Source organism: Allobosea sp. P2_A10, from assembly GCF_056405115.1.
Genome location: NZ_JBFUCS010000029.1, coordinates 13,131 through 36,662, shown reverse-complemented (window position 1 = coordinate 36,662; position 23,532 = coordinate 13,131). Strand labels below are relative to the sequence as shown.

Here is a 23,532-nt window from a genome sequence, read left to right as displayed (position 1 = left end):
CGGCTGGGGCCTCAACCTCGCCGAAAACCTGATCCCCGCCGACACCGAGAAGTTCGAGACGTCCGTTCCCGGCATCTTCGCCATCGGCGACATCAACACCTATCCAGGCAAGCTCAAGCTGATCCTGTCAGGCTTCCACGAGGCCGCGCTCGCAGCCCAGAAGATCCACCGCTACGTCTACCCGGACAAGCGACTGACCTTCCAGTACACGACCTCCTCGACCAGCCTCCAGAAAAAGCTCGGAGTGGCTTAAGGCCAGCGGGACCGCAGCGGCGCAGCAGCGCCGCCTGTGGCTCAATAGGCCCGCGACGACGAGGTCTGCGAGCGCTCTGCGCCCACCGGCAGTGGGCTCGACCCCAGCCGCAAGGTTTCGATCGTCGTCCGGGATGGCGTCGCCAGCACCGGCTGGAAGCGCGTCGACCCCTCGCCGCCGGACGCGACCAGCGGCTGGACCGGCGTTTGCGTCGGCGTCTTGTCGTCCTCGAACTCGTGCTGCGGGTTGACCCGATCACGGAGCTCCGCCAGCGCGCCCTCGACCGGATGGAAGCTGAAGGTCACCTTGTGCGTGCCGACCGGTACCTGCACGGCGCGAAACAGCACATTCGCCTTCAGAATGTCAGTGTCGACGCCATCGACCTGCGCCCGCCACCACGGGTGCCAGATGTCGTTCAGCACGACGAAGCCGCCTTGCGTCGCGGTGACTTCGATCTCGATCTCGGTGTTGTCGTAGCGGACGAGCTTGACGGCGCCCTGCGCCGTGCTCGCACCCTCGGGCGCAGCTTCCGGCGGCTCGGCATCGAGCAGCACGACCTGGTGAGGATCGATGTCGGGCCAGCGCCCGCCGGCCTTCATGCCGTCGAAATCAGCCTGCTGCCAGCCGCCGACGAACTGCACCCGCGGCAGCGCCCGCGGATTCTCGTAAATGTAGCCCTGCTTGGTGCGGGCCACGAGCTTGAGATCGCCCGTATGAAGCTTGTAGTCGACCTGCTCGATCGGCACCGGCGTCGCGATGTAGCGCAGGCCGAGCAGATCGGCGAGGCGGCAGCGATAGGACGGGAACAGCGGGGTGAACTTGCGCTGGTCGGGGCCGGCGATGGTGTCGCGCGTGCCGACCGCGTCCGAGAAATCGGCCAGCCGCAACGGGTTGTAGCCCAGCGTGTGGTCGAAGCCGTGCACCATGCCAGCATTGGGCCATTCAAAGCCCATGCCGAGCAGTTCGACACGGTCGCGGCGCGGCGACCCGGCGGGCTGGGCGACCAGCCGCTTCAGCGTCGCCACGGTCTCGTTATGGGTCTCGGGCCGCAGCACATCGTAGAGTTCCGGCGACAGCGCCGTCGATTCGTTGACGCCGTTGTTGAAGCCGAGATCGGCGCCGACGACGCCCATGACCAGCAGCATCGCGGCCAACGGGCCGATGTTCTCGCGCCAGCGCAGCAGCGCCCAGACGATCAGCAGCGCCGAACCAAACCATGCAAGGGTCGTGACGGCAGGCCACCAGAAATCGCGGACATGCCCCTCGGTCGAGGACACGCCGAAGGCGGCCGCCAGCACGAGCGCGAGCACGCCTGTCACCACCAGCAGTTCGCGCCGGATCGAGCCCATCGCCTGCGTCGTCAAAAGGCGGTGCAAAATGTAGCCGGACAGAATGGCCCCGAGCCCGCCGATCAGGAAGGTCGAATCGGCTGGCCTGCGGAACTGCTTCACGCCGGGCAAATACTCGTAGACGACGTGGAAGAAGGGCGTGTAGCGGCCGACCGCGAACAGCACCATGAACAGGAACAGCAGGCTGAGCGAGCGCACGCCTTTGTCCCAGAGCCAGCCGCGCGTCAGGCCCGGCGCGATCATCAGCAGGAGCGGCAGCGCGCCGATATAGACCTGTCCCATGTTCTGCGACAGGAAGAGCTCGTTGGCGTTCCACGAATTGCTGTAGGGCCCCCAGAACTCGACCGCCGGATCGCGCGCGCCGAACAGATCGGCCACGAAAGCAGTCAGCAGCGAGGCCGGATGCAGCGAGCCGCGCCCTGCCTCGGCGAAATCGACCTCCGGCCGCGTCGTCGCCTCGGCAAAAAGCCAGGTCCAGAGCAGCGGCAGGGCGATCGTCAGGATGCCGGCGATGCCGGCGACCGTGACCGGGGCGAGGCTCGCGCGTACGGCGGCCCAACCGCCCGAAAGCCAGTGCGCCGCGACCATGCCGACGAGCACATAGGCGCCAAGCAGCGCGACCTGATCGGGCTCCAGCACCATGAAGCCGGCGGCAAAGCCGGCAAGCGCGCCCGACATCAGCGACGAGCGCTGCAGCATGCGCGCCGTCAGCCAGAACGAGATTGCAAAGAAGGCGAGACTGGCGATCTGGCCGACATGCTGCACGCGCCAAGCAGCCGAGGCTCCGAAGGCGAAGACCAGCGCCGCCAGCATGCCGCCGGCCGGGTGCCAGTCGCGATCGCGGAAATACATCAGCAAGGCGAGCCCGCCGGCCAGCAGATGAGCCAGGATATAGGCGTCGACCTCGCGGAAGCTCGGCGAGGGCGAGAGCAGCGCGAGGATGATCGCGGGCGAGAAGATCAGCGATTGCGGGTCGGCGACCTGGGGCGAGCCACCGAAGACATTATGGGTCCAGAACGGCGACTGCCCCGAGTGCAGCGCCTGCGCGAGGAACTGGATCTGAGCCTGGAAATGCGCCTTGGCGTCGAACGGAATCGTCACCGAACCCGAGAGCCAGGGCCAGCACAGGATCAACCAGACACAGACAAATCCAATGGCTGCCAGCCTGTAGCCGGCGCCCTTCTTCAGAATCGCGTTCAAGCGGACCCCCCGGTCCCCTCAGGTCATGGACGGCGCCGGGGTTCGGCGCCAGCCTCCAGTCTGTCAGTGCTGCTGACCATGATGGTTCCGAAGTGAACCGAAACTGAATGGATTGGCCGCGCCGTTCGGCTTTCGGCGGAGAAGGTCAAGGCTTCGTGAGTCTTGTTGAGCGTTTCAGCGCGCGGCCGTGAGCCAGGCCGCCAGCGTTCGCCGCTCGGAGGGCGTCATGCCCGACAAATTGTTGGGCGGCATCGCATGCGTCATCACCGCCTGCACGCGGATCGCCCGCGCCTGCGCCGCGATCAGCTCGGGCTCGTGCAGCAGCACGCCCTTGGGGGCGATCTGCAGTCCGGGCCAGGACGGTTCGGGCGCATGGCACATGGCGCAGCGGCCCGCGACGATGTTGGCGACCTCGGCCGGCGGCAGCGTCAGCCCCGCGATCAGCACCGGCTTGCGTTCGGGCGCCGGCGCCAGGCCCAGCCGCTCGCGACCGCCGGGCGAGGACGCCATCGCGACCCAGAAGGCGAGCCACAGCGCGACGAGGGCGACCGCCCAGCACCACCATGGCGATTTCGCATGGTCGGCATGGCGGACGTTGAAGAACTGCCGGATCAGCGCGCCTGCGACAATGACCAGCGCGACGATCACCGGAATGACCGCCGAATTGGCGTATGTCACCGGATAATGGTTCGACAGCATCAGGAACAGCACCGGCAGGGTGATGTAGTTGTTGTGCGTCGAGCGCTGCTTGGCCGCCTTGCCGTATTTCGGATCGGGCTTTTCGCCGGCGGTCAGCGCCGCGATGACCTTCCGCTGGCCCGGCATGATGTTGAAGAACACGTTGGCGGTCATGATCGTCGCCATCAGCGCGCCGGTATGGATCAGCGCGCCCCGCCCCGAAAAGACCTGGGAGAACGCCCAGCTCGCGGCCACGACGTAGCCGAAGCCGAGGATACCGAGCCCGACATCGTTCTTGGCCAACGGCGACCGGCACAGGAAATCGTAGAACAACCAGCCCAGCGCCAGCGCCGCGATGCCGATCGCACCCGCGGCGAATGGCGACAGCGTCATCGCCGCCGGGTCGATCAGGTACAGCTCCGACTGGGCGTAGTAGACCCAGACCAGCAGGAAAAAGCCTGAGATCCAGGTCCAGTAGCTCTGCCATTTGTGCCAGGTCAGCTCGGCCGGCATCACGGCGGGCGCAACCATGTATTTGCGCATTTCGTAGAAGCCGCCGCCATGGACCTGCCAGGCGCGGCCTCCCTCGCCCGGCGGAATGTCGGCGGCTGGCCTGAGCGAGGCGTCGAGATGGATGAAGAAGAAGGACGAGCCGATCCAGGCGATCGCGGTGATCACATGCAGCCAGCGCAGAAGCTGGCTCCCCCACTCCATCAGATAGGCGTCGAGCATCTCCGCTTATATCCTCCAGAAGCGCGCAGTCATCCCGGACGCAGCGAAGCGGAGATCCGGGATCCATTCCAGAACGCTTCGCGGAAAGGTTCTGGAATGGATCCCGGGTCTCCCTTCGGTCGCCCGGGATGACCCGGTCGAGTCGATTGAGGACGGACCAAGGCTAGCGCAGCGCCTCACTCCGAACCATGGCTGTTGCGCGCAGCCGCAGCCTTCGCCTCCTCCGCCGATGCCACGCCGTTGAAGAAGACGTTGAGCACGACAGCCATCACCGCCGCCAGCAGGATTCCAGAATGCAGGAACGGATCGAGCGCCTTGGGCAGTTTTGAGAAGAAGGTCGGCGCGACCAGGGGAATCATGCCGAAGCCGATCGAGATCGCGACGATATAGAGGTTGTTGCGGTTGGTCTTGTAGTCGACGTCCTGCAGGATGCGGATGCCGGTCGCCGCCACCATCCCGAACATCACGATGCCCGCGCCGCCGAGCACGAAGAGCGGCACCGATTCGACCAGCGCGCCGAGCTTGGGCACGAGGCCCATCACGACCATGATCAGCCCGCCGGCGATCGTGACCCAGCGCGAGCGCACGCCGGTGACGCCGACGAGCCCGACATTCTGCGAGAAGGACGTATACGGGAAGGTGTTGAAGACGCCGCCGATCACCGTACCGATGCCGTCGGTGCGCAGACCACGCGTCATGTCGTCCTGCGTGATCGTCTTGCCGGTCATGGTGCCGAGCGCGAGGAACATGCCCGCCGATTCGATCATCACCACGATCATCACGATGGACATGGTCAGCGCGGCGACGAGATCGAATTTCGGCACGCCGAAGGCGAACGGCGTGATCAGGGCAAACCAGGCGGCATCGCCGACCTTGGCGAAATGCATCATGCCGAGCGCCGCCGAGATCACGCAGCCGACGACGATCCCGACCAGCACGGCAACGTTGCTGAAGAAGCCCTTCACATATTTGGTGATGGCCAGGATCAGGATGAGCACGAAGGCGGCCATGCCGAGATGGATCGGCTCGCCATAGCCGGGCAGATTGGGCGATGCCGCGCCCGCGGCCCAGTTCACGCCGACGCGCATCAGCGAAATGCCGATCATCAGGATGATCGTGCCGGTCACCACCGGCGGGAAGAACGGCAGCAGCCGGCTGATCAGCGGCGCGACCAGCGTCGCGAAGACGCCGCCGGCGATGACCGCGCCGAAGATACCCTGCACGCCGAGATCGGGATTGCCGGCCATCGCCACCATCGGGCTCACTGCCGCGAAGGTCACGCCCATCATCACCGGCAGACGGATACCGAAAGGGCCGATCCCGTATGACTGGATCAGCGTGGCGATGCCGCAGGCGAAGAGATCGGCGTTGATCAGAAGCGCGATCTGGTCCGGCGGCAGCTTCAGCGCGCGGCCGATGATGAGCGGCACCGCCACGGCGCCGGCATACATCACCAGCACATGCTGGAGCCCGAGCGCGGAAAGCTTCGAGGCCGGCAGCATCTCGTCGACGGGATGAACGCTCCCGGGCGGCGCGGCGGAGGCATCGAGCGCAAGCGTCATGGCACACCAAATCAGAACCGTCGGCCGCGCGGACGGCGCGTCCTGACGCCAGAGACGAGCCTAAATCCGGGTCGACGGGCGCGTCATCAGCAAACCGCCGAAAATTGCGACAGGCCTGCGACTTTCGCACCGCAATTGCCCATCGGCGCGGCACCGGCCCGGCTTTCGCGCGTCCAGCCAAGCCGCTAAACACAAAATGCAACCAGGAGCATGAGCGCCACGATGGGACGCCTTTCGACGCATGTGCTGGACACCGTCACCGGCAAGCCTGCCGCCGGCGTCGCCGTGACGCTGTACCGTCTCGCCGACGATGGCGGCCGCGAGCGCCTCGCCATGACCGCGACCAATGCCGATGGCCGCACCGATGCGCCGATGCTGGCGGGCGAGGCGTTCAGGCCGGGAACCTACGAGCTGACCTTCGCGATCGGCGCCTATTTCCGGTCGACGGGCCTCGCTTTGCCGCAGCCCGCTTTCCTCGACATCGTGCCGCTGCGCTTCGGCATCGCCGATCCCGACGGCCATTATCATGTCCCGCTCCTGGCCTCGCCATGGAGCTATTCGACCTATCGCGGCAGCTGAACCCATGACCGACGCCCCCTACCCCCGTGATCTCGAAGGCTATGGCCGCGACACGCCCAACCCGCATTGGCCGGGCGGCGCGCGCATCGCCGTGCAGTTCGTGATCAATTACGAGGAGGGCGGGGAGAACAACATCCTGCATGGCGACGCCGCCTCCGAGGCGTTCCTGTCGGAGATCGTGGGCGCGCAACCCTTCCCCAGCCAGCGCCACATGAACATGGAGTCGATCTACGAATACGGCTCGCGCGCCGGCTACTGGCGGCTGTGGCGCATGTTCACCGAGCGCAAAATGCCCGTCACGGTCTTTGCGGTGGCGAGCGCGCTGCAGCGCTATCCCGGGATCGTCGACTCGATGCAGGAGGCTGGCTGGGAGATCGCGACGCACGGCCTGAAATGGATCGACTATCGCGACGTGCCCGCAGAGCGCGAGCGTGCCGATATCGACGAAGCCATTCGCATTCAGCGGGAATTGACCGGCGAGCGCCCGCTCGGCTTCTATCAGGGCCGCACCTCCGAGCGCACCACGCCGCTGATGATGGCCGAGGGCGGCTTCCTCTACACGGCCGACGTCTATTCCGACGAACTGCCCTATTGGCTCGAAGGGCCGAACGGCCCGCAGCTCGCCGTGCCCTATACGCTCGACGCCAACGACATGCGCTTCGCCACGCCGCAGGGCTTCAACGCCGGCGACCAGTTCTTCGCCTATCTCAAGGATACGTTCGACACGCTCTATGCCGAGGGCGACGCCGCGCCGAAGATGATGTCGGTGGGGCTGCATTGCCGGCTCGTCGGCCGGCCCGGCCGCGCTGCCGCGCTCGCGCGCTTCCTCGACTACGTCCAGAGCCATAGCGAGGTCTGGGTCGCGACCCGGCTCGACATCGCCCGGCACTGGATCAGGCACCATCCCCCGGCTGGCGGCTATGTCCCTTCAAAGCTGCCCAAAGCGCTCTTCGTCGAGGTCTTCGGACGCGTCTGGGAGCATTCGCCCTGGGTCGCGGAGGCCGCCCACGATGCCGGTCTCGGCGAAGCGGAAAACGCCGTCATCGCGCTTCATGCCGCCATGACCAAGGCGATGAAGGCCGGTTCGCGGGAGCAGAAGCGCAGCCTGCTGCTCGCTCATCCAGATCTCGCCGGCAAGCTCGCGGCGGCCGGCGAACTGACGCCTGAATCGACGCATGAGCAGGCCTCAGCCGGGCTCGACCGGCTGAGCGGCGACGAGCGCGTTCGCTTCACCGCGCTCAACGAGGCTTACAAGGCGCGTTTCGGCATTCCCTTCATCATCGCTGTGAAGGGTCTGACCAAGGATGAGATCGTCGCGGCTTTCGAGACCCGGCTGAAAAGCACGCCGGAGCAGGAGTTCGAGACCGCGCTGGCGCAGGTCGAGACGATCGCGCTGCTGCGGCTGAAGGAGTTGCTGCCCTGACTCGCCGCCATTCTCGGGCGAAGCGAAGCGCAGACCCGAGAGTCTCTTGCCGGAGATGCTCGGGACAAGCCCGAGCATGACGGTGCTCTCATAACCCGCTCACCAGATGCCCGCCATCGACCGCAATCGCCGTCCCGGTCATGAAGCGCGAGGCGTCGGAGCAGAGCAGCAGCAGCGGCCCGTCGAGATCGGCAAGTTCGGCCGCGCGTCGCATCGGGATACGCCGGATCATCGCCTGCCCGGCTTCCGTGCCGAAGAAATCGCGGTTGATGTCGGTGACGACATAGCCCGGCTCAAGCGCGTTCACTCGCACCTTGTGGCGCGCCCATTCCAGCGCCAGCGCCTTGGTGAGCTGGACGAGCCCGGCCTTGGCCGCCGCATAGGGCGCAACCGAGATCGCGACGCGCTCGCCCAGGATCGAGGCGATGTTGACGATCGCGCCGCCGCTCTCCTGCCGCGTCATGATCCGCGCCGCCCCCTGCGCCGCGAAGAAGCAGCCCTTCAGGTTGATGTCGAGATGAGCGTCCCATTGCGCCTCTGTGAGGTCGATCGCGCGCTGCGGCTCGGCGATGCCGGCATTGTTGATGAGGACGTCGAGCCCGCCCATCGCCGCCTCTGCCTGCGCCAGACCCGCTTCGATCGCGGCGACCGAGCCGACATCAAGCACCAGCGGCGTGACCTTGCCCGGCAGATCGGCGCAGGACCGCGCCAGTTCGGTCAGTCGGTCGAGCCGCCGCGCCGCGGCCACGACATGCACACCATGGCCAGCCAAAACCCTCGTGAAATGCGCCCCGAGCCCCGACGACGCGCCCGTCACCAGAACGCGCTTGCCCTTCAGATCCTCGAACATGCAACCCTCGGCCCTCATCCTGAGGAGCGACCGGAGGTCGCGTCTCGAAGGACGCTCCAGTTTTCTCGGGAGCCTTCTGCAGCATCCTACGAGACGCCGCTTCGCGGCTCCTCAGGATGAGGGCTCGCGAGAAGAAATTGCAACCCGGCTTACGCCGTCGGCGTCAGACTCATCTCCGGCATGATCGCGCCCACCCTTTTGAGATCGGCGATGAAGCGCGCGCTCTCGCGGCGGCTTTGATCCTCGTCGGGCAGCCGCAGCAGATAGGATGGGTGCACCGTCGCCAGCAGCCTCGTGCCATCCGGAAGCGTGATGTCCCGATCCCGTACCGAGGACAGCGTCGTGGTCCTCCCGAGCAGCGAGGTCAGCGCGGTCGTACCCAGCGCCACGATCAGCTTCGGTCGCACGAACTCCCGCTCAAGTCCCAGCCAGAAGCGGCAGGCGCTGACTTCGCCGGCATTCGGCTTCTGGTGGATGCGGCGCTTGCCGCGCAGCTCGAATTTGAAATGCTTCACCGCGTTGGTGACATAGGCGCGCGTCCGGTCGAGGCCCGCTTCCGCCATGGCGCGGTCGAAGACCCGTCCGGCCGGACCGACAAACGGCTTTCCTGCCAGATCCTCCTGGTCGCCGGGCTGCTCGCCGACGAACATGACCGGCGCATCGAGCGGGCCCTCGCCGAACACAGTCTGCGTCGCGTCGCGACACAGGCCGCAGCGCTCGCAGGCACGCGCCGCATCGGCTGTGTCCTGCCAGGTTTCGAGCGCGGCCGGCTCCGCGGGCGCCACCGCGCTCTGCCGCGTCAGCTGTCTCGCATGCCGCTCCGGCGGCACGGTCGGCATCTTCGCCACCATCTCCTCCGCGCGCCGGGCCGCGCCGGCGATCAGGGGAGCGATCAACTCGGCCTCGGGAAGATTGCGCCAGTATTTCTCCGGCATCTCCGCCTTCATCGCCTTGATCTTGAGCCGGGCCGGATTGAAGATATTGGCGTAGTAGGTCAGCCAATACGCCTCCATCGCGTCGTCGTCGGGCGCATCGGCTCTCGCTGCGCCGGCTGCGAAATGCAGCGCCTCCCCGTCCCAATGCAGCGAACGCCGCGGCGTCAGGATCGACCAGGCCATCGCCGAAAAGCGCTTCACGAAGAACGAAGAGACGCGTTCGACGATGAAGTGCTCGGGCTCGAACCAGGCGACGAACGCCTCGCCGCCATCGGGACCGACGACCTCGCGGAAGCGCACGAAGGCGGTCATCTTGTGCATGTCGCGCCGCACCGCTTTGGCCATCGCCTGCGCACGATGCACGTCGTCATCGCTTGCGACCTTCAGCAGGTTCGGCTCTCCCTGCAGGCGGAGGAGCAGCCGATAGAGCAGTCCGAACCGCTCGGGATCGCAATGGCACACGACCTGCGCGGCGAGATCGGGGAAATCGCGCGGGACGGTCAATTCGCGACCAGGAGCGCCTGCCGCACCCTCGACGGCTTGCGCATCGAACAGCCCGGCCGGCTCGTCGCCGGTCAGCCAGACGATGTCGCCCGGCAGGATGTCGCCGCGCGCCAGCACCCGCGCCTGCCGCCGCCAGCCCTCGAAATCGGCGGGATGCTCCAGTCGCGCGAGGAAGGTCACAGCAGCGCCAGTTGCCGGGGGCGCGGCGCCAGATGCAGCCGCAGCCGCTCGCTGTCGAGCAGGGCGCCCGGTCGCCAGCCCTCCGCGACGATGAAGTTGCGCAGCGTCGTGACCGAGCGCGCGAGCTTGCCGACATCGTCCAGCCTCAGCCGGCGAAAACGCCGCATCTCGAGGATGCGGCCGACGCTGCGCGTGCCCAGCCCCGGCACCCGCAGCAGCGCCTCGCGATCGGCCTTGTTGACATCGACCGGGAAGCGCTCGCGATGCCGCAGCGCCCAGGCGAGCTTGGGGTCGATCGCAAGATCGAGCATCTCGCCCGAAGCCGAATCGAGGATTTCGCCGACCTCGAAGCCATAAAGCCGCGTCAGCCAGTCGGCCTGGTAGAGCCGGTGCTCGCGCATCAGCGGCGGATCGGAAAGCGGCAGCTGGCTCGATGCGTCCGGGATCGGGCTGAACGCCGAATAGTAGACGCGCCTGAGCCCGAACGCGCCATAGAGCTGCGCGCTGCGATCCAGGATCGCGGCGTCGCTCGCCCCGTCCGCCCCGACGATCATCTGCGTGCTCTGCCCCGCCGGCGCGAAGGACGGCGCTTTGCGGCTGCGGGCGCGTTCCGCCTTGCCCTCCTCGATCCTGAGTCTGAGCCCGCCCATCGCCGAGCGGATGTCGCGCGACTGCTTTTCCGGCGCGAACCGCTTCAACGAGGTCTCGCTGGGCAGCTCGACATTGATCGAGACGCGGTCGGCGAAGAGCCCGGCCTGCGCCACCAGATCGGGACTGGCGCTCGGGATCAGCTTGAGGTGAATGTAGCCGCGAAAATCATGGCTCTGCCGCAAAGTCTGAGCGACCCGCACCATCTCCGCCATCGTGTAATCCGGCGAGCGGATGATGCCCGAGGACAGGAACAGCCCTTCGATATAGTTGCGCTTGTAGAAATTCAGCGTGAGATCGACCACCTCCTCGACCGAAAACCGGGCGCGCGCGACATTGCTGGACGAGCGGTTGATGCAGAACACGCAGTCATAGCTGCAGAAATTCGTCAGCAGGATCTTGAGCAGCGAGATGCAGCGCCCGTCCGGCGCATAGGAATGGCAGATACCCGAGCCAGTGGTCGAGCCGATGCCCTTACCGCCCAGCGAATCGCGCTTGGTCGTGTTGCTGGAGGCGCAGGAGGCGTCGTATTTCGCGGCGTCGCTGAGGATTTCCAGCTTCTGCATGGTGGTCAGTTGAGCCAAGGCAACCTCCATTGTTCCTGTTATGTTCTTACCGAAACTCTGTTCCTTTCGCCAGTCCGACGCCGGGACCGATCGTCGCAGCGCCGCACCGAAGGCGCATGCTGGAACCCTCGGCGCAACCGCGCGTTGTAAGGGACAGGTTCGACATGGGAGGGATAATCATGTTCCGGCTTCTTTTGATCATCGCAGTTCTCGCGATCGGATATGACGCTGTCGTCCATGAGGGCGCCTACACCCGCAATGCGTGGACGAGCGTTGTCGGCATTACCGGATCGGCGATGAGCGGCGCCAAGCAAATCGGTGAACGCGCCCGCGAGGAAACCCGCAGCCAGCTGAACTGAGGCCGGCGACGCAGGACTTCGAGACAATCGACGAAGCCGGCGGCCGCGTGGTCGCCGGCTTATCCTTGTCCGTCGGCTGCCCGCGAAAGAGGCTCCGGCATGGCGCTTTCGGCTGGACTTGGGTCTGACTTGCCTCGACACTCCACCCCATCGACAACAGCCGGGATTCCGACGCCTTGACCGACACCGCCTCGCAGACCAAAGCCGCAAACACGTCCAAATCGGCTAATCTGGTCGAGACACTCAAGGCCGAGATCGTCAGGAAGCTGACCTATTCGCTCGGCAAGAATCCCTCGGTCGCCCAGCCGCATGACTGGCTCACGGCGGCGATCCTGGCCGTGCGCGATCACGTCATCGATGTCTGGCAGCATTCGACACGCGAGAGCTACAGGACCGGGCGCAAGCGGGTCTATTATCTCTCGCTGGAGTTCCTGATCGGCCGCTCGCTTGCCGATGCGCTCAACAATCTGGGCCTCACCGGCGCTGTCGCGCAGGCCATGGCCGATCTCGGCGTCGACCTCGGCGCGATCGAGACCATCGAACCCGACGCCGCGCTCGGCAATGGCGGCCTCGGCAGGCTTGCGGCCTGCTACATGGAGGCGATGGCCTCGACCGGCATTCCCGCGCTCGGCTACGGCATCCGCTACGACCACGGCCTGTTCAAGCAGCGCATCGAAGCCGGCAAGCAGGTCGAGATTCCCGAGGACTGGCTCTCCTTCCGTAACCCCTGGGAGTTCGAGCGCCGCGAGAGCGCCTACCAGATCTGCTTCGGCGGCGCGGTAGCAGCCACCGAAAAGGCCGGAGAGGTTATCTGGACTCCGGAAGAAACCGTCTTCGCCGTCGCCTATGATACGCCGATCGTCGGCTGGCGCGGGCGCGACGCGTCGACGTTGCGGCTTTGGCGGGCACGCGCAATGCATCCGCTTTCCCTCGACGCCTTCAACCAGGGCGACCTGGTCGGCGCCGTCGCCGAGCGCAACCGCGCCGAGGCGATCTCGAAGGTGCTCTACCCCAACGATTCCACGCCCGCCGGCCAGGAACTCCGGCTGCGGCAGGAGTTCTTCTTCACCTCAGCCTCGCTGCAGGATCTGGTGCGCCGGCATTACCGCCAGTTCGGCAAGCTCGACAACCTGCCCGAGAAGGTCGCGATCCAGCTCAACGACACCCATCCGGCGCTGGCCGTCGCCGAACTGATGCGCCTGCTGATCGACGATCACGGCTTCTCCTGGGAAGACGCCTGGACCATCACCAGCGGCACGATCTCCTACACCAACCACACTCTGCTGCCCGAAGCGCTGGAGACCTGGCCGGTTGCCCTGATGGAGCGGCTTCTGCCGCGTCACATGCAGATCATCTTCGGCATCAACGCCCGCTTCCTCGACGGCGTGCGCCGCTCGGCCGGCGGCGACACCGTCGATCTCTCCAGGATCTCGCTGATCGACGAATCGCATGGCCGGCGCGTGCGCATGGCCCATCTCGCCTTCGTCGGTTCGCACACGGTCAACGGCGTTTCGGCGCTGCATTCGAGGCTGATGCAGGAGACGGTGTTCGCGCCGCTGCACGCCATCTTCCCGGACCGCATCACCAACGTCACCAACGGCATCACGCCGCGTCGATGGCTGCTGTCAGCCAATCCCGGCCTGACCAAGCTGCTGGAGGAGGTCTGCGGCGGCGTCAGCGATGACATCACCCGGATCGACGGGCTCTCGAAGCATGCCGGCGACACCGCGCTGCATGAGCGGCTCGTCGCGATCCGCCGGCAGAACAAGCTGAAGCTCGCGCAGGTGATCCGCCACGAGACCGGCGTGGTGGTGGATCCCTCCGCGCTGTTCGACGTGCAGATCAAGCGCATCCATGAATACAAGCGCCAGTTGCTCAACATCCTCGAGACGATCGCGCTTTACGATGCGATCCGCTCCGAGCCCTATCGCGACTGGGCGCCGCGCGTGAAGATTTTCGCCGGCAAGGCTGCCTCGAACTACGGCACGGCCAAGGCGATCATCAACCTGATCAACGACGTCGCGACCGTCGTGAACAACGACATCACCACCCGCGACCGGCTGAAAGTCGTCTTCCTGCCGAATTACAATGTCAGCGCCGCCGAGATCATCATCCCTGCCGCCGACGTCTCTGAACAGATCTCGACCGCCGGGCTGGAGGCGTCGGGCACCGGCAACATGAAGTTCGCACTCAACGGCGCGATCACGATCGGCACGATGGACGGCGCCAATATCGAGATCAGCGAGCGCGTCGGGCTCGACAACATCGTGATCTTCGGCATGAGCGCAGCCGAGGTCGAGGTCGCAAAACGCAGCCCTCGCCCGATCGACGAGGTCATCGGCGCGGCCCCCCATCTCGAAGGCGTGCTCGACGCCATCGCAAGCGGGGTATTTTCTCCGCGCGAACGCGACCGCTACAAGGGACTGGTCGACGGCCTGCGCGCCAATGACTGGTTCATGGTCCTGAACGATTTCGAGAGCTATCGGCAGGCGCAGCGCCGCATCGACGGCCTCTGGGCCGACCAGGAGCGCTGGTGGACGATGTCGATCGCCAACACCGCCAATTGCGGCTGGTTCAGCGCAGACCGCGCCGTTCGCGAGTATGCCGAACGCATCTGGCACGTCCCGGCCGGCGTCGCAGCCAAGGCTTGAACGCATTGGACAAGCCATGGCGGATCGAACCCAATGCGCTGCCTGCGCGGATGGGCACGACCGTCACAGCTGAGGGCGTTGCCTTCGCGGTCTTCTCGCGCAACGGCGAAAGGGTCGATCTCTGCCTGTTCGACGAGGCCGGCGAACGCGAAACCGCCCGCCTGCCCCTGCCCTGCCGCAGCGGCGACATCCATCACGGGACGCTCGCGCGAGCCGAACCCGGCCTGCGCTATGGCTTTCGCGTCGAGGGGCCGTGGCAGCCAGAGCTCGGCCATCGTTTCGATGCGACCAAGCTGTTGATCGACCCCTACGCGACGCTGGTCGACCGCCCCTTCCGCTGGGACCCGCGGTTGGCGCAGCGCGGCGTCGATACAGCCGACCTCGTACCGCGCTGTGTCGTGACCGCACCGCATTCGCCCATACTCCGCAGCGGCCGCGAAACGACGCCCGGTTTCATCTATGAACTGGCCGTCAAATCCTTCTCGATGCGCCATCCCTCCGTACCCCCGCCATTGCGCGGCACGCTCGCGGCGCTGCGCGAGCCTGCGATCATCGACCATCTCCGGCGGCTTGGCGTCAGCCATGTCGAACTGATGCCGGTGGCGGCCTGGATGGACGAGCGCCATCTGCCGCCGCTAGGGCTCGCCAACGCCTGGGGCTACAACCCGGTGAACTTCTTTGCTCTCGATCCCCGTCTCGCACCGGGCGGCGAAGCCGATCTGCGCGCGTTGTGCAAAGCCTATGCGCAAGCCGGGATCGGCGTGATCCTCGACATCGTGCTGAACCACACCGCCGAGAGCGACGAGCATGGCGCGACCATTTGCCTGCGCGGCTTCGACAACGCCGTCTATTATCGCCACGCCGCCGACGACCCAGGCCGCCTGATCAACGACACCGGCTGCGGCCATACGCTGGCGCTCGACCGCGCGCCGGTCGTACGCATGGCGATGGATGCGCTCCGGCACTGGCGCGCGCTCGGCGTCGCCGGTTTCCGCTTCGACCTCGGCACCGTGATGGGCCGCTCCGACACCGGCTATTCGCAGGACGCGCCGCTCTTCTCGGCGATCCTGCAGGATCCAGACCTGTCGCAGGCGCTCCTGATTGCCGAGCCCTGGGACATCGGCCCCGGCGGCTACAGGCTGGGAGAGTTCCCCGCGCCCTTCGCCGAATGGAACGGGCGCTATCGCGACGATGTCAGGCGCTTCTGGCGCGGCGACGACGGCGCTGCAGGCGCGCTGGCGACGCGGCTTGCCGGCTCGTCGGACCTCTTCGCCGAGCGCCATCGCGGGCCTCGGGCCAGCATCAACTTCATCGCGGCCCATGACGGCTTCACGCTGGCCGATCTCATCAGCTTCTCGGCCAAGCACAACGAGGCCAATGGCGAGGACAACCGCGACGGCGACAATGACAGCCATAGCTGGAACAACGGCGTCGAGGGCGCGAGCACGGATGCCGCGATCATCGCCGCCCGCAGCCGCGACATGCGCGCTTTGCTGGCGACGCTGTTTCTCTCGCGCGGGATCCCGATGCTGCAGGCCGGCGACGAATTCGGCCAGACTCAATCTGGCAACAACAACGCCTATGCCCAGGATAATGAAGGCTTTTGGCTGGATTGGCAGGGCACGGACGCGGGGCTGATCGCCTTCGTCGCGGAGCTGTCGCGGCTGCGGCGGGAAAATCCGCTATTACGCGCCGAGACCTTCCTGACCGGCATGGGCGAGCCGCCCGATGCGCTCTGGCTGAAGCCGGAGGGATCGCCAATCGCTGATCATGAATGGGGAGAGCTCGATGCGCTGTGCCTGTTGCTCGCAGGCGGCGCGGAACGACTTCTGATCGCCGTCAATCTCGGGCGGGACCCGGCAGCCCTTTCCGTCCAAGGTCGCTCGGCCTGGCAGCGTCTCATATGCTCGTCGGGGGCCGCGGATACCGACACCCTAGCCCCGAGAAGCCTGTCGCTCTGGCGCGAGGTCTCCCTTCAACCGGCCTTTCGCGTCGAATCGACATAGCTCGCCAGCACAGCGCTGATGCGGCTCTGATAGCCTTTGCCGGTCGCCTTGAAATGGCTGAGCACCCGGCGCGGCAGCCGCAAGGTGATCTGCTCGGTGCCGTCGGGTTCGACGATCTCGGCATTGTCCCAGAAACCGGGCGGCACGATCCCGGCATCGGGATCTTCGGCGGCGCGCCGCTCGATCTCCTCGTCCGTCATCTCCTTGACCTCACGGGACAGGGGAGGCGGCATTGGGATATCGTCAAGGCTTTCGTAGCGCACGATCTTTTCGGTTCGTTTCATATCTTTGACGCTCACGCTTCCCGGCCTTCCATGCGGAAATGATGCGAATATCGCTGTCGCGTTCCGCAAAGACGACGCACAGCACCTCGCCGTCGAAAACACCCAGAGCCCGCCCGCGAACCTCACCATAGTCGCGACGCCAATCAATGGTTTTGACGACGAACCCTCGAAAGATTTGCGCGGCCTGCGTAAAGGACAGACCATGCTTGGCTTCGTTGGACGCGCTCTTATCCTCGTCCCACTGAAAGCCCATAGCGATTTGTAACTACAAAAGCAGCTACGAACAAGCCCTCACATTAGTACGATCAGCGAGCGTGGCGAGAGCGTGATCTCGCTGTCCGCCTTCAGGCCCTTGCGCCCCTCGTCGGAGCCCGGCCCGGTCTCCGTGTCGAGCACCACGGACCATGATCCCGCCTTCACCCGCGCCGGGAGCTTGAACACGACCTCGCCGTCGAAGGCGTTGAACAGGATCAACGCCTCGTCGCCGCCCTGCTCGACCTCCGGCGTATGCATCAAAAGCCCGATGGCGCGTACGCCCTCGTCGTCCCAATGCTCCTCCTGCTGGTCGCCGCCGGCCGGGTTGACCCAGCGCAGCACGCAGCCGTCGCGGAAGCTCGCGCGACGGAAGATGGCGTGGTCGGCGCGCAGTTTCGTCACGCGCCGGACAAAGGCGGTCAGCGCCTTGTCCCTGTCGGTGAGGCCATCCCATTTGATCCAGGAAAGCTCGTTGTCCTGCGCATAGACGTTGTTGTTGCCGTCCTGCGTATGGCCGAGTTCGTCTCCGGCCAGGATCATCGGCGTGCCGTGCGAGAGCAGCAGCGTCGCCAGCAGATTGCGCTTCTGGCGCTCGCGGGCGGCGATGACGCCTTCATCGTCCGTCGGCCCCTCGACGCCGAAGTTGAAGGACAGGTTGTGGCCGTGGCCGTCCCTGTTGTCCTCGCCATTCGCGTCGTTGTGCTTCCCGTCATAGGAGACGACGTCGTTCAGCGTGAAGCCGTCATGGGCGGTGATGAAGTTCACGCTCGACCATGGCCTGCGCCCGCGCAGATCGTAGACGTCGCCCGAACCGGTCACGCGCGCCGCGAGATCGCGGATGATACCCTCCTCGCTCTTCCAGTAGGCGCGGGCCGTGTCGCGGTATTTGTCGTTCCATTCGGCCCAGCCCGGCGGAAACCCGCCGACCTGATAGCCGCCCGGCCCGATGTCCCAGGGCTCGCCGATCAGCTTGACCTTGCGCAGCACGGGGTCCTGCCCCATCGCGTCGAAAAAGCCGCCACGCTGGTCGAACCCTTCGGGCTCGCGCCCGAGGATGGTGCCGAGATCGAAGCGGAAGCCGTCGACCTCCATGACCTGCGTCCAGTAGCGCAGCGAATCCAGCACCATCTGCAAGACGCGCGGATGGCTGGTGTTGACCGTGTTCCCGGTGCCGGTGTCGTTGATGTAGAAGCGCGGATCGTCCGGCATCGTGCGGTAATAGGCGAAATTGTCGATGCCCTTGAAGGAGAGCGTCGGCCCCATCTCGTTGCCCTCGGCGGTGTGGTTGTAGACCACGTCGAGGATGACCTCGAGCCCGGCATCGTGAAACTTGCGCACCATGTCGCGGAAAGAGGCGAGCCCGGCTTTGCCCTCATAGCGGCCCATCGGCGCAAAGAAGCCGATGGTGTTGTAGCCCCAGTAGTTGCGCAGGCCCTTGGGCTGGAGATGGTGGTCGTCGAGATAGGCATGTACCGGCAAAAGCTCGACGGAGGTGACGCCGAGGCTCTTGATGTAGTCGACGACGGCCTTCTCGCCGAGCCCGTCGAAGGTGCCGCGCATCGCCTCCGGCACGCCCCCGTGGAGTTTGGTGAAGCCGCGGACATGGGTCTCGTAGAAGATCGTCCTGTCCCACGGCACGACGGGCTTTGCCGGCGCCTTCGCATCGGCCTTCCAGTCGCAAACGACACATTTTTGCGTGAAGGGCGCGCAGTCGAGTTCGCTGAAGCTCAGATCCTTGTCGGCCTCGGCGTTGACGTCGTAGCCGTAATGGGCCTCGTTCCAGGCGATCTCGCCGGAGTACTCCCTGGCATAGGGGTCGAGCAGCAGCTTGTTGGGGTTGAAGCGGTGGCCCTCCTCGGGCGCGAAGCGGCCATGGACGCGATAGCCATAGCGCTGCCCCGGCTTCACGCCCGGCAGATAGCCGTGCCAGATCTCGTTGGTGTATTCCGGCAGCGTGACGCGGGCGATCTCGGTCGCGCCGGCCTCGTCGAACAGGCAGAGCTCGACACGTTCGGCATGGGTTGAGAACAGCGCGAAATTCGTACCCTCCCCGTCCCAGACGGCCCCGAGTTCGGTTGCCTGTCCGGCCTCGACATCGAAGCGCATCCCGTTATCGTCAGCCATGCCTAAAGCCCCTCGCGGCGGTCAGGCTGCGCGGTGGCGACGGCAGCCGCCGTCACTCCTCCGCCGCATAGTTCGGTTACGCCTGCCGCGAAGCCTGCAACGTCGCGCAAGGCGTCCCTGTTCCCGCGCGACGGCCCCGAACTTGCATGAATATTTTGCACCGCAACATGGAACTTTAACCGCTCCCGAGTGTTCTGAAATCCGCAGCTGGCGAGGACATTGATGATGGCAGAGGCTACGAAGCAGGCGGGTATGGAAACGACCTCCGCGACTTCAGGCCATGCCTTGACCTATGCCGCCGCCGTCAAGGACGGCGCGCTCGATCCGCGCACGACTCTGCCTGCAACCACGAAGCTGCTTTTCGTCACCTCCGAGATGGGCGATTTCGTCAAGGCCGGCGGGCTTGGCGAGGTGTCTTCGGCCCTGCCGCGCCAGTTGCGCGCGCTCTGCGACGTGCGCGTGCTGATCCCCGGTTTCCGGCAGGTCCGCAAATACAAGCCGGCGATGGATGTCGTCGCTCAGATGCCTCGCACGGCGAGCCTGCCGCCCTGGTCGCTCGGGCGCTTTTCCATGCCTGACGGGCTGACGATCTACACCGTTCTCTGCGACGAACTTTATGACCGGGAGGGCTCGCCCTACGGCCCCTTCGCCGGCGGCGATTTCGCCGACAACGACATCCGCTTCGCCAGGCTTTCGCTCGCTGCCGCCGAGCTTGCAGCCGGCGAGGCCGATCCGAACTGGAAGCCCGACGTCGTCCACGTCAACGACTGGCCCTCCGCGCTTACGCCGGGCTATCTGCGCTGGAAGGGGCTGACGACGCCGTCGATCCTGACGATCCACAACCTCGCCTATCAGGGCCTGTACCAGCCCGCGCGCATGGGCGCGCTCGGCATTCCCGACCTCGCCTTCTCGGTCAACGGAGCCGAGTTCCATGGCAAGATCTCGTTCCTCAAGACCGGCATCTTCTACGGCTCCCACGTCACCACGGTGAGTGAGACCTATGCCCGCGAGATCACCACGGCAGAGCATGGCTGCGGGCTGGAAGGCCTGCTCAGGACGCGGATGGATGAGGGCCGCCTGACCGGCATCGTCAACGGCATCGACGACAGCTGGACCTCGCCCGTCGCCGGCGAGAAAACGCGCATGCAGCTGATCCGCCAATGGAAGCAGCAGAACGCCGAGGATATCCGCAAGACCTTCGATCTTCCCCCGTCGCGCGGGCCGCTGTTCTCGATCATCTCGCGGCTGGTCCACCAGAAGGGCATCGATCTCTCGATCGAGGCGGCCGAGACCATCGTCGCCAATGGCGGCCAGCTCGTCGTAACCGGCCGCGGCGAACCAAGGCTCGAGGACGCCATCGAGCGCCTCGCCCGGCAGAACCCCGCCTCGATCGCGGCCCGCATCGGCTTCGACGACGCCGAGGCGCGCCGTATCTTCGCCGCCAGCGATTTCCTGTTGATGCCATCGCGCTTCGAGCCTTGCGGCCTGAGCCAGATGTATGCGCAGCGCTTCGGCACCCTGCCGATCGCCTACCGCACCGGCGGCCTCGTCGACACCATCGAGGACGGTCTTTCGGGCTTCCTGTTCTCGTCGCTGACCGGGGCGGGCCTGACCTCGGCGGTGACGCGCGCGCTGCAGGCCTTCAAGACCAAGCGCGCCTTCAAGCAGATGCGCGAGCACGCCATGGCCAAGCGCTTCGACTGGAGCCGTCCGACGCATCGCTACGCCGATGTCTACGCCAGGGCGCTGGCGGCCTGAGCCGGATTTCGTGCGACAGTCGGCGGCGCTTCCCGCTACCCGTTCTTCGGCTTTTTCGGAGCAGCCCTTGTGGCGGCGGCCTTGGCGGGCGGTTTCGATTTGGCCGGCGGCTTCGCAAGCATCGCCGCGACCCGCTCCTCCGCCTGCTGCCAGTGCTGGGCATCGCGGCCGACCGGCTTGCCCTCGGCTTCCCAGATGGCATAGGCGGTGTCGCGGACGATCTGTTCCCGGCTCATCGAAATCCTCCCTATCGCGCGGCCCGTGCGCCGTGTGACAACCCTGTTTGCAAAGTTTTGGTTCCATCCGCGGCAGGCGCGTTTCGCCGCAGCCGCGGGCGGGAACGCAACCACTTTCTGTTGCGTTGCATCATCGATGATTCCGCGCCTTTCGTGGAACAGGCTCTATAGCGGGATCGACGGCCGATGACGCGTCACACTGACCTGAGACTGCCAAGCCTGCCGGAGCGCGACGTCGCACTTCTGGAAGACGCCCGCCATCCCGACCCTTTTGCCGTGCTCGGCCGCCACTCCGTCAACGGCGCGAATGTCGTCCGCGCCTTCCTGCCGGGCGCGAACTATGTCGAGCTCGTCACAGGCGACGGCGAGACGCGACAGACCACCGCGATGGTCGGCCAAGGCAATGGCCTGTTCGAGGCGCTGGCGCCCTCGCACGAGCCTTACCGCCTTCGCGCCGCCTGGTCCGGCGGCATCACTGAAGCCGCCGACGCCTACAGCTTCGGACTGCTGCTTTCCGAGGACGACATCTATCTCTTCGCCGAGGGCCGTCATTTCGATCTCTCGACCAGGCTCGGGGCCAATCTGCGCACCATCGACGGCGTCGACGGCGTTCTCTTCGCAGTCTGGGCGCCCAACGCAGCCCATGTCGCGGTGGTCGGCGATTTCAACGCCTGGGACATTCGCCGCCACCCGATGCGCCGCCGACTCGGCCCGGGCGTCTGGGAGCTTTTCATTCCCGGCGTGACGGCGGGCGCGGTCTACAAATATGCGATCACGGCAGCGTCCGGCGAACGTCTGCCCTGGAAGGCCGACCCGCTGGCGCGCCGGACCGAGCATCCGCCGCGTACCGGCTCCGTGGTGGCGCAAGCCGCCGACTTTGCCTGGAGCGATGCCGACTGGATCGAGACGCGCAGCCGCGCCAATCCGGTCGCTGAGCCGCTTTGCGCCTATGAGGTCCATGTCGGCGCTTGGCTGCGCACGCAATGGGGCCAGATGGGCTCCTGGGACGAGGCGACCGAGCGGCTGATCCCTTACGTCCAGCATATGGGTTTCAGCCATATCGAGCTGATGCCGATCACCGAGCATCCTTTTGGCGGCTCATGGGGCTACCAGCCGCTCGGCATGTTCGCGCCGACCGCGCGGCTCGGCCCGCCCGAAGCCTTCGCCCGCTTCGTCGACCGCTGCCATCAGGCCGGGATCGGCGTCATACTCGACTGGGTGCCGGCGCATTTCCCCTCCGACGAGCACGGACTCGCACGCTTCGACGGCACGGCGCTCTACGAGCACGAGGATCCGCGCGAAGGCTTCCACATCGACTGGAACACGCTGATCTACAATGTCGGGCGTCGCGAGGTGCGCGGCTTCCTGATCGCATCGGCACTGTGGTGGCTCGAAACCTTCCATCTCGACGGCCTGCGTGTCGATGCGGTCGCCTCGATGCTCTATCGTGACTACAGCCGCAAACCCGGCGAATGGGTGCCCAACCAGTATGGCGGCCGCGAGAACCTCGAGGCCGTCAGCTTCTTCCAGGAACTCAACACCCTGGTCGGCGCGCGCGGACGCGGCTCGATCACGCTCGCCGAGGAATCGACCGCCTGGCCCGGCGTCACCACGCCGGTTCATCACGGCGGCCTCGGCTTCCACTTCAAATGGAACATGGGCTGGATGCACGACACGCTGCGCTATTTCGCGCGCGATCCGATCCATCGCGGCCATCATGGCGAGGATATCACCTTCGGGCTGATCTACGCCTTCTCCGAGAACTTCATGCTGCCGATCTCGCATGACGAGGTCGTCCACGGCAAAGGCTCGCTGCTCTCGCGCATGCCCGGAGACGACTGGCAGCGCTTTGCAAACCTGCGCCTGTGCCTGGCGCTGATGTGGAGCCATCCCGGCAAGAAGCTGCTCTTCATGGGCTGCGAATTCGGCCAGGAGGACGAATGGAACGTCGATGCCCCCTTCCCCTGGCCCCATGACGACGACCAGCGCCGGCGCGGCGCGATGGCGCTGGTGCGCGATCTCAACGCGCTCTACCGCGCCACGCCGGCGCTGCATCGGCTGGACCATGCGCCCGAAGGCTTCGGCTGGGTCGTCGCCGACGACAGCGCCAATTCCGTCTTCGCCTTCCGCCGCTCGGGCGGCAAGGGCGCACCCGATGTGCTCGTCGTCGCCAACATGACGCCGGTGCCGCGCCACGACTACCGCATCGGCGTGATCGCGGCGGGCCTCTGGCGCGAGCGCCTGAACAGCGACGCCGGGCTCTATGGCGGAGCCGGCATCGGCAATGGCGGCGAGGTCTCGACGCAAGGGATTCCGGCGCATGGCGAGGCGCAAAGCCTGTCGCTGACCCTGCCGCCGCTCGGGCTGCTTATCCTCGAGCACGATGCGTCGAGATGACGG

17 protein-coding genes and 1 pseudogene are annotated in these 23,532 nt (G+C 66.0%); 8 read left to right on the top strand and 10 right to left on the bottom strand.

Annotation, left to right across the window (positions count from 1 at the left end):
* Positions 1-253, top strand: a pseudogene (locus tag AC1DZY_RS24895) (ferredoxin--NADP(+) reductase); the annotation flags it as partial.
* 41 nt (positions 254-294) lie between these two features.
* On the opposite strand, the gene AC1DZY_RS24890 reads toward AC1DZY_RS24895, so the two are convergent.
* The 3 genes from AC1DZY_RS24890 to AC1DZY_RS24880 form a co-directional block, all read right to left on the bottom strand.
* Positions 295-2,802, bottom strand: coding sequence for a hypothetical protein (locus AC1DZY_RS24890; protein ID WP_476822840.1), 2,508 nt, complete (start codon positions 2,800-2,802; stop codon positions 295-297).
* 174 nt (positions 2,803-2,976) lie between these two features.
* The gene (locus tag AC1DZY_RS24885; RefSeq protein WP_476822839.1) at positions 2,977-4,212 is read right to left on the bottom strand and encodes a urate hydroxylase PuuD; all 1,236 of its coding nucleotides are present in this window, start codon (positions 4,210-4,212) and stop codon (positions 2,977-2,979) included.
* Between the two features lie 176 nt (positions 4,213-4,388).
* Positions 4,389-5,774: a nucleobase:cation symporter-2 family protein gene (locus AC1DZY_RS24880; RefSeq protein ID WP_476822838.1), complete on the bottom strand. Its 1,386-nt coding sequence runs from the start codon at positions 5,772-5,774 to the stop codon at positions 4,389-4,391.
* 222 nt (positions 5,775-5,996) lie between these two features.
* Here AC1DZY_RS24880 and uraH point away from each other — a divergent pair, with 222 nt between their 5' ends.
* Both uraH and puuE read left to right on the top strand, forming a co-directional pair.
* Positions 5,997-6,353 (top strand): hydroxyisourate hydrolase, encoded by a 357-nt coding sequence (uraH, locus tag AC1DZY_RS24875; RefSeq protein ID WP_476822842.1) that lies wholly within the window; start codon positions 5,997-5,999, stop codon positions 6,351-6,353.
* Positions 6,354-6,357: 4 nt separating this feature from the next.
* Complete coding sequence (gene puuE, locus AC1DZY_RS24870) at positions 6,358-7,776, top strand: allantoinase PuuE (RefSeq protein ID WP_476822837.1); 1,419 nt, start codon at positions 6,358-6,360, stop codon at positions 7,774-7,776.
* Between the two features lie 88 nt (positions 7,777-7,864).
* On the opposite strand, the gene AC1DZY_RS24865 is transcribed toward puuE, so the two are convergent.
* From AC1DZY_RS24865 to AC1DZY_RS24855, 3 genes are all read right to left on the bottom strand, one after another.
* Positions 7,865-8,626: an SDR family NAD(P)-dependent oxidoreductase gene (locus AC1DZY_RS24865; RefSeq protein ID WP_476822836.1), complete on the bottom strand. Its 762-nt coding sequence runs from the start codon at positions 8,624-8,626 to the stop codon at positions 7,865-7,867.
* 149 nt (positions 8,627-8,775) lie between these two features.
* The gene (locus AC1DZY_RS24860; protein WP_476822835.1) at positions 8,776-10,245 is read right to left on the bottom strand and encodes a UdgX family uracil-DNA binding protein; all 1,470 of its coding nucleotides are present in this window, start codon (positions 10,243-10,245) and stop codon (positions 8,776-8,778) included.
* The gene (locus AC1DZY_RS24855; protein WP_476822841.1) at positions 10,242-11,459 is read right to left on the bottom strand and encodes a putative DNA modification/repair radical SAM protein; all 1,218 of its coding nucleotides are present in this window, start codon (positions 11,457-11,459) and stop codon (positions 10,242-10,244) included. Before AC1DZY_RS24855 ends, AC1DZY_RS24860 begins: the two co-directional genes overlap by 4 nt.
* A gap of 179 nt (positions 11,460-11,638) precedes the next feature.
* Between AC1DZY_RS24855 and AC1DZY_RS24850 the strand changes: the two genes are divergently transcribed.
* The 3 genes from AC1DZY_RS24850 (at position 11,639) to glgX (AC1DZY_RS24840) (ending at position 16,475) form a co-directional block, all read left to right on the top strand.
* The gene (locus AC1DZY_RS24850; RefSeq protein WP_476822834.1) at positions 11,639-11,818 is read left to right on the top strand and encodes a hypothetical protein; all 180 of its coding nucleotides are present in this window, start codon (positions 11,639-11,641) and stop codon (positions 11,816-11,818) included.
* 176 nt (positions 11,819-11,994) lie between these two features.
* On the top strand, positions 11,995-14,469 hold the full coding sequence (locus AC1DZY_RS24845) for a glycogen/starch/alpha-glucan phosphorylase (RefSeq protein WP_476822833.1): 2,475 nt from the start codon (positions 11,995-11,997) through the stop codon (positions 14,467-14,469).
* The gene (gene glgX, locus AC1DZY_RS24840; protein WP_476822832.1) at positions 14,466-16,475 is read left to right on the top strand and encodes a glycogen debranching protein GlgX; all 2,010 of its coding nucleotides are present in this window, start codon (positions 14,466-14,468) and stop codon (positions 16,473-16,475) included. The genes AC1DZY_RS24845 and glgX (AC1DZY_RS24840) overlap by 4 nt, the downstream gene beginning before the upstream one ends.
* On the opposite strand, the gene AC1DZY_RS24835 is transcribed toward glgX (AC1DZY_RS24840), so the two are convergent.
* From AC1DZY_RS24835 to glgX (AC1DZY_RS24825), 3 genes are read right to left on the bottom strand one after another with little or no spacing between them, the layout of a single operon-like run.
* Complete coding sequence (locus tag AC1DZY_RS24835; protein ID WP_476822831.1) at positions 16,445-16,708, bottom strand: BrnA antitoxin family protein; 264 nt, start codon at positions 16,706-16,708, stop codon at positions 16,445-16,447. The genes glgX (AC1DZY_RS24840) and AC1DZY_RS24835 overlap by 31 nt on opposite strands.
* A 10-nt stretch (positions 16,709-16,718) precedes the next feature.
* Positions 16,719-17,012, bottom strand: a complete 294-nt coding sequence (locus AC1DZY_RS24830) for a BrnT family toxin (RefSeq protein ID WP_476822830.1) — start codon at positions 17,010-17,012, stop codon at positions 16,719-16,721.
* Between the two features lie 38 nt (positions 17,013-17,050).
* A complete protein-coding gene (gene glgX, locus AC1DZY_RS24825; RefSeq protein ID WP_476822829.1) occupies positions 17,051-19,138 on the bottom strand; it encodes a glycogen debranching protein GlgX in 2,088 nt (695 codons plus the stop codon).
* A 252-nt stretch (positions 19,139-19,390) separates the two neighbouring features.
* On the opposite strand from glgX (AC1DZY_RS24825), the gene glgA reads away from it, so the two are divergent.
* Positions 19,391-20,896, top strand: coding sequence for a glycogen synthase GlgA (gene glgA, locus AC1DZY_RS24820; protein ID WP_476822828.1), 1,506 nt, complete (start codon positions 19,391-19,393; stop codon positions 20,894-20,896).
* Positions 20,897-20,931: 35 nt separating this feature from the next.
* Here the strand turns inward: glgA and AC1DZY_RS24815 are convergent, their stop codons facing one another.
* Positions 20,932-21,132: a DUF2934 domain-containing protein gene (locus tag AC1DZY_RS24815; protein ID WP_476822827.1), complete on the bottom strand. Its 201-nt coding sequence runs from the start codon at positions 21,130-21,132 to the stop codon at positions 20,932-20,934.
* 186 nt (positions 21,133-21,318) lie between these two features.
* On the opposite strand from AC1DZY_RS24815, the gene glgB reads away from it, so the two are divergent.
* Positions 21,319-23,529: a 1,4-alpha-glucan branching protein GlgB gene (glgB, locus tag AC1DZY_RS24810; protein ID WP_476822826.1), complete on the top strand. Its 2,211-nt coding sequence runs from the start codon at positions 21,319-21,321 to the stop codon at positions 23,527-23,529.
* Positions 23,530-23,532: the final 3 nt, after the last annotated feature.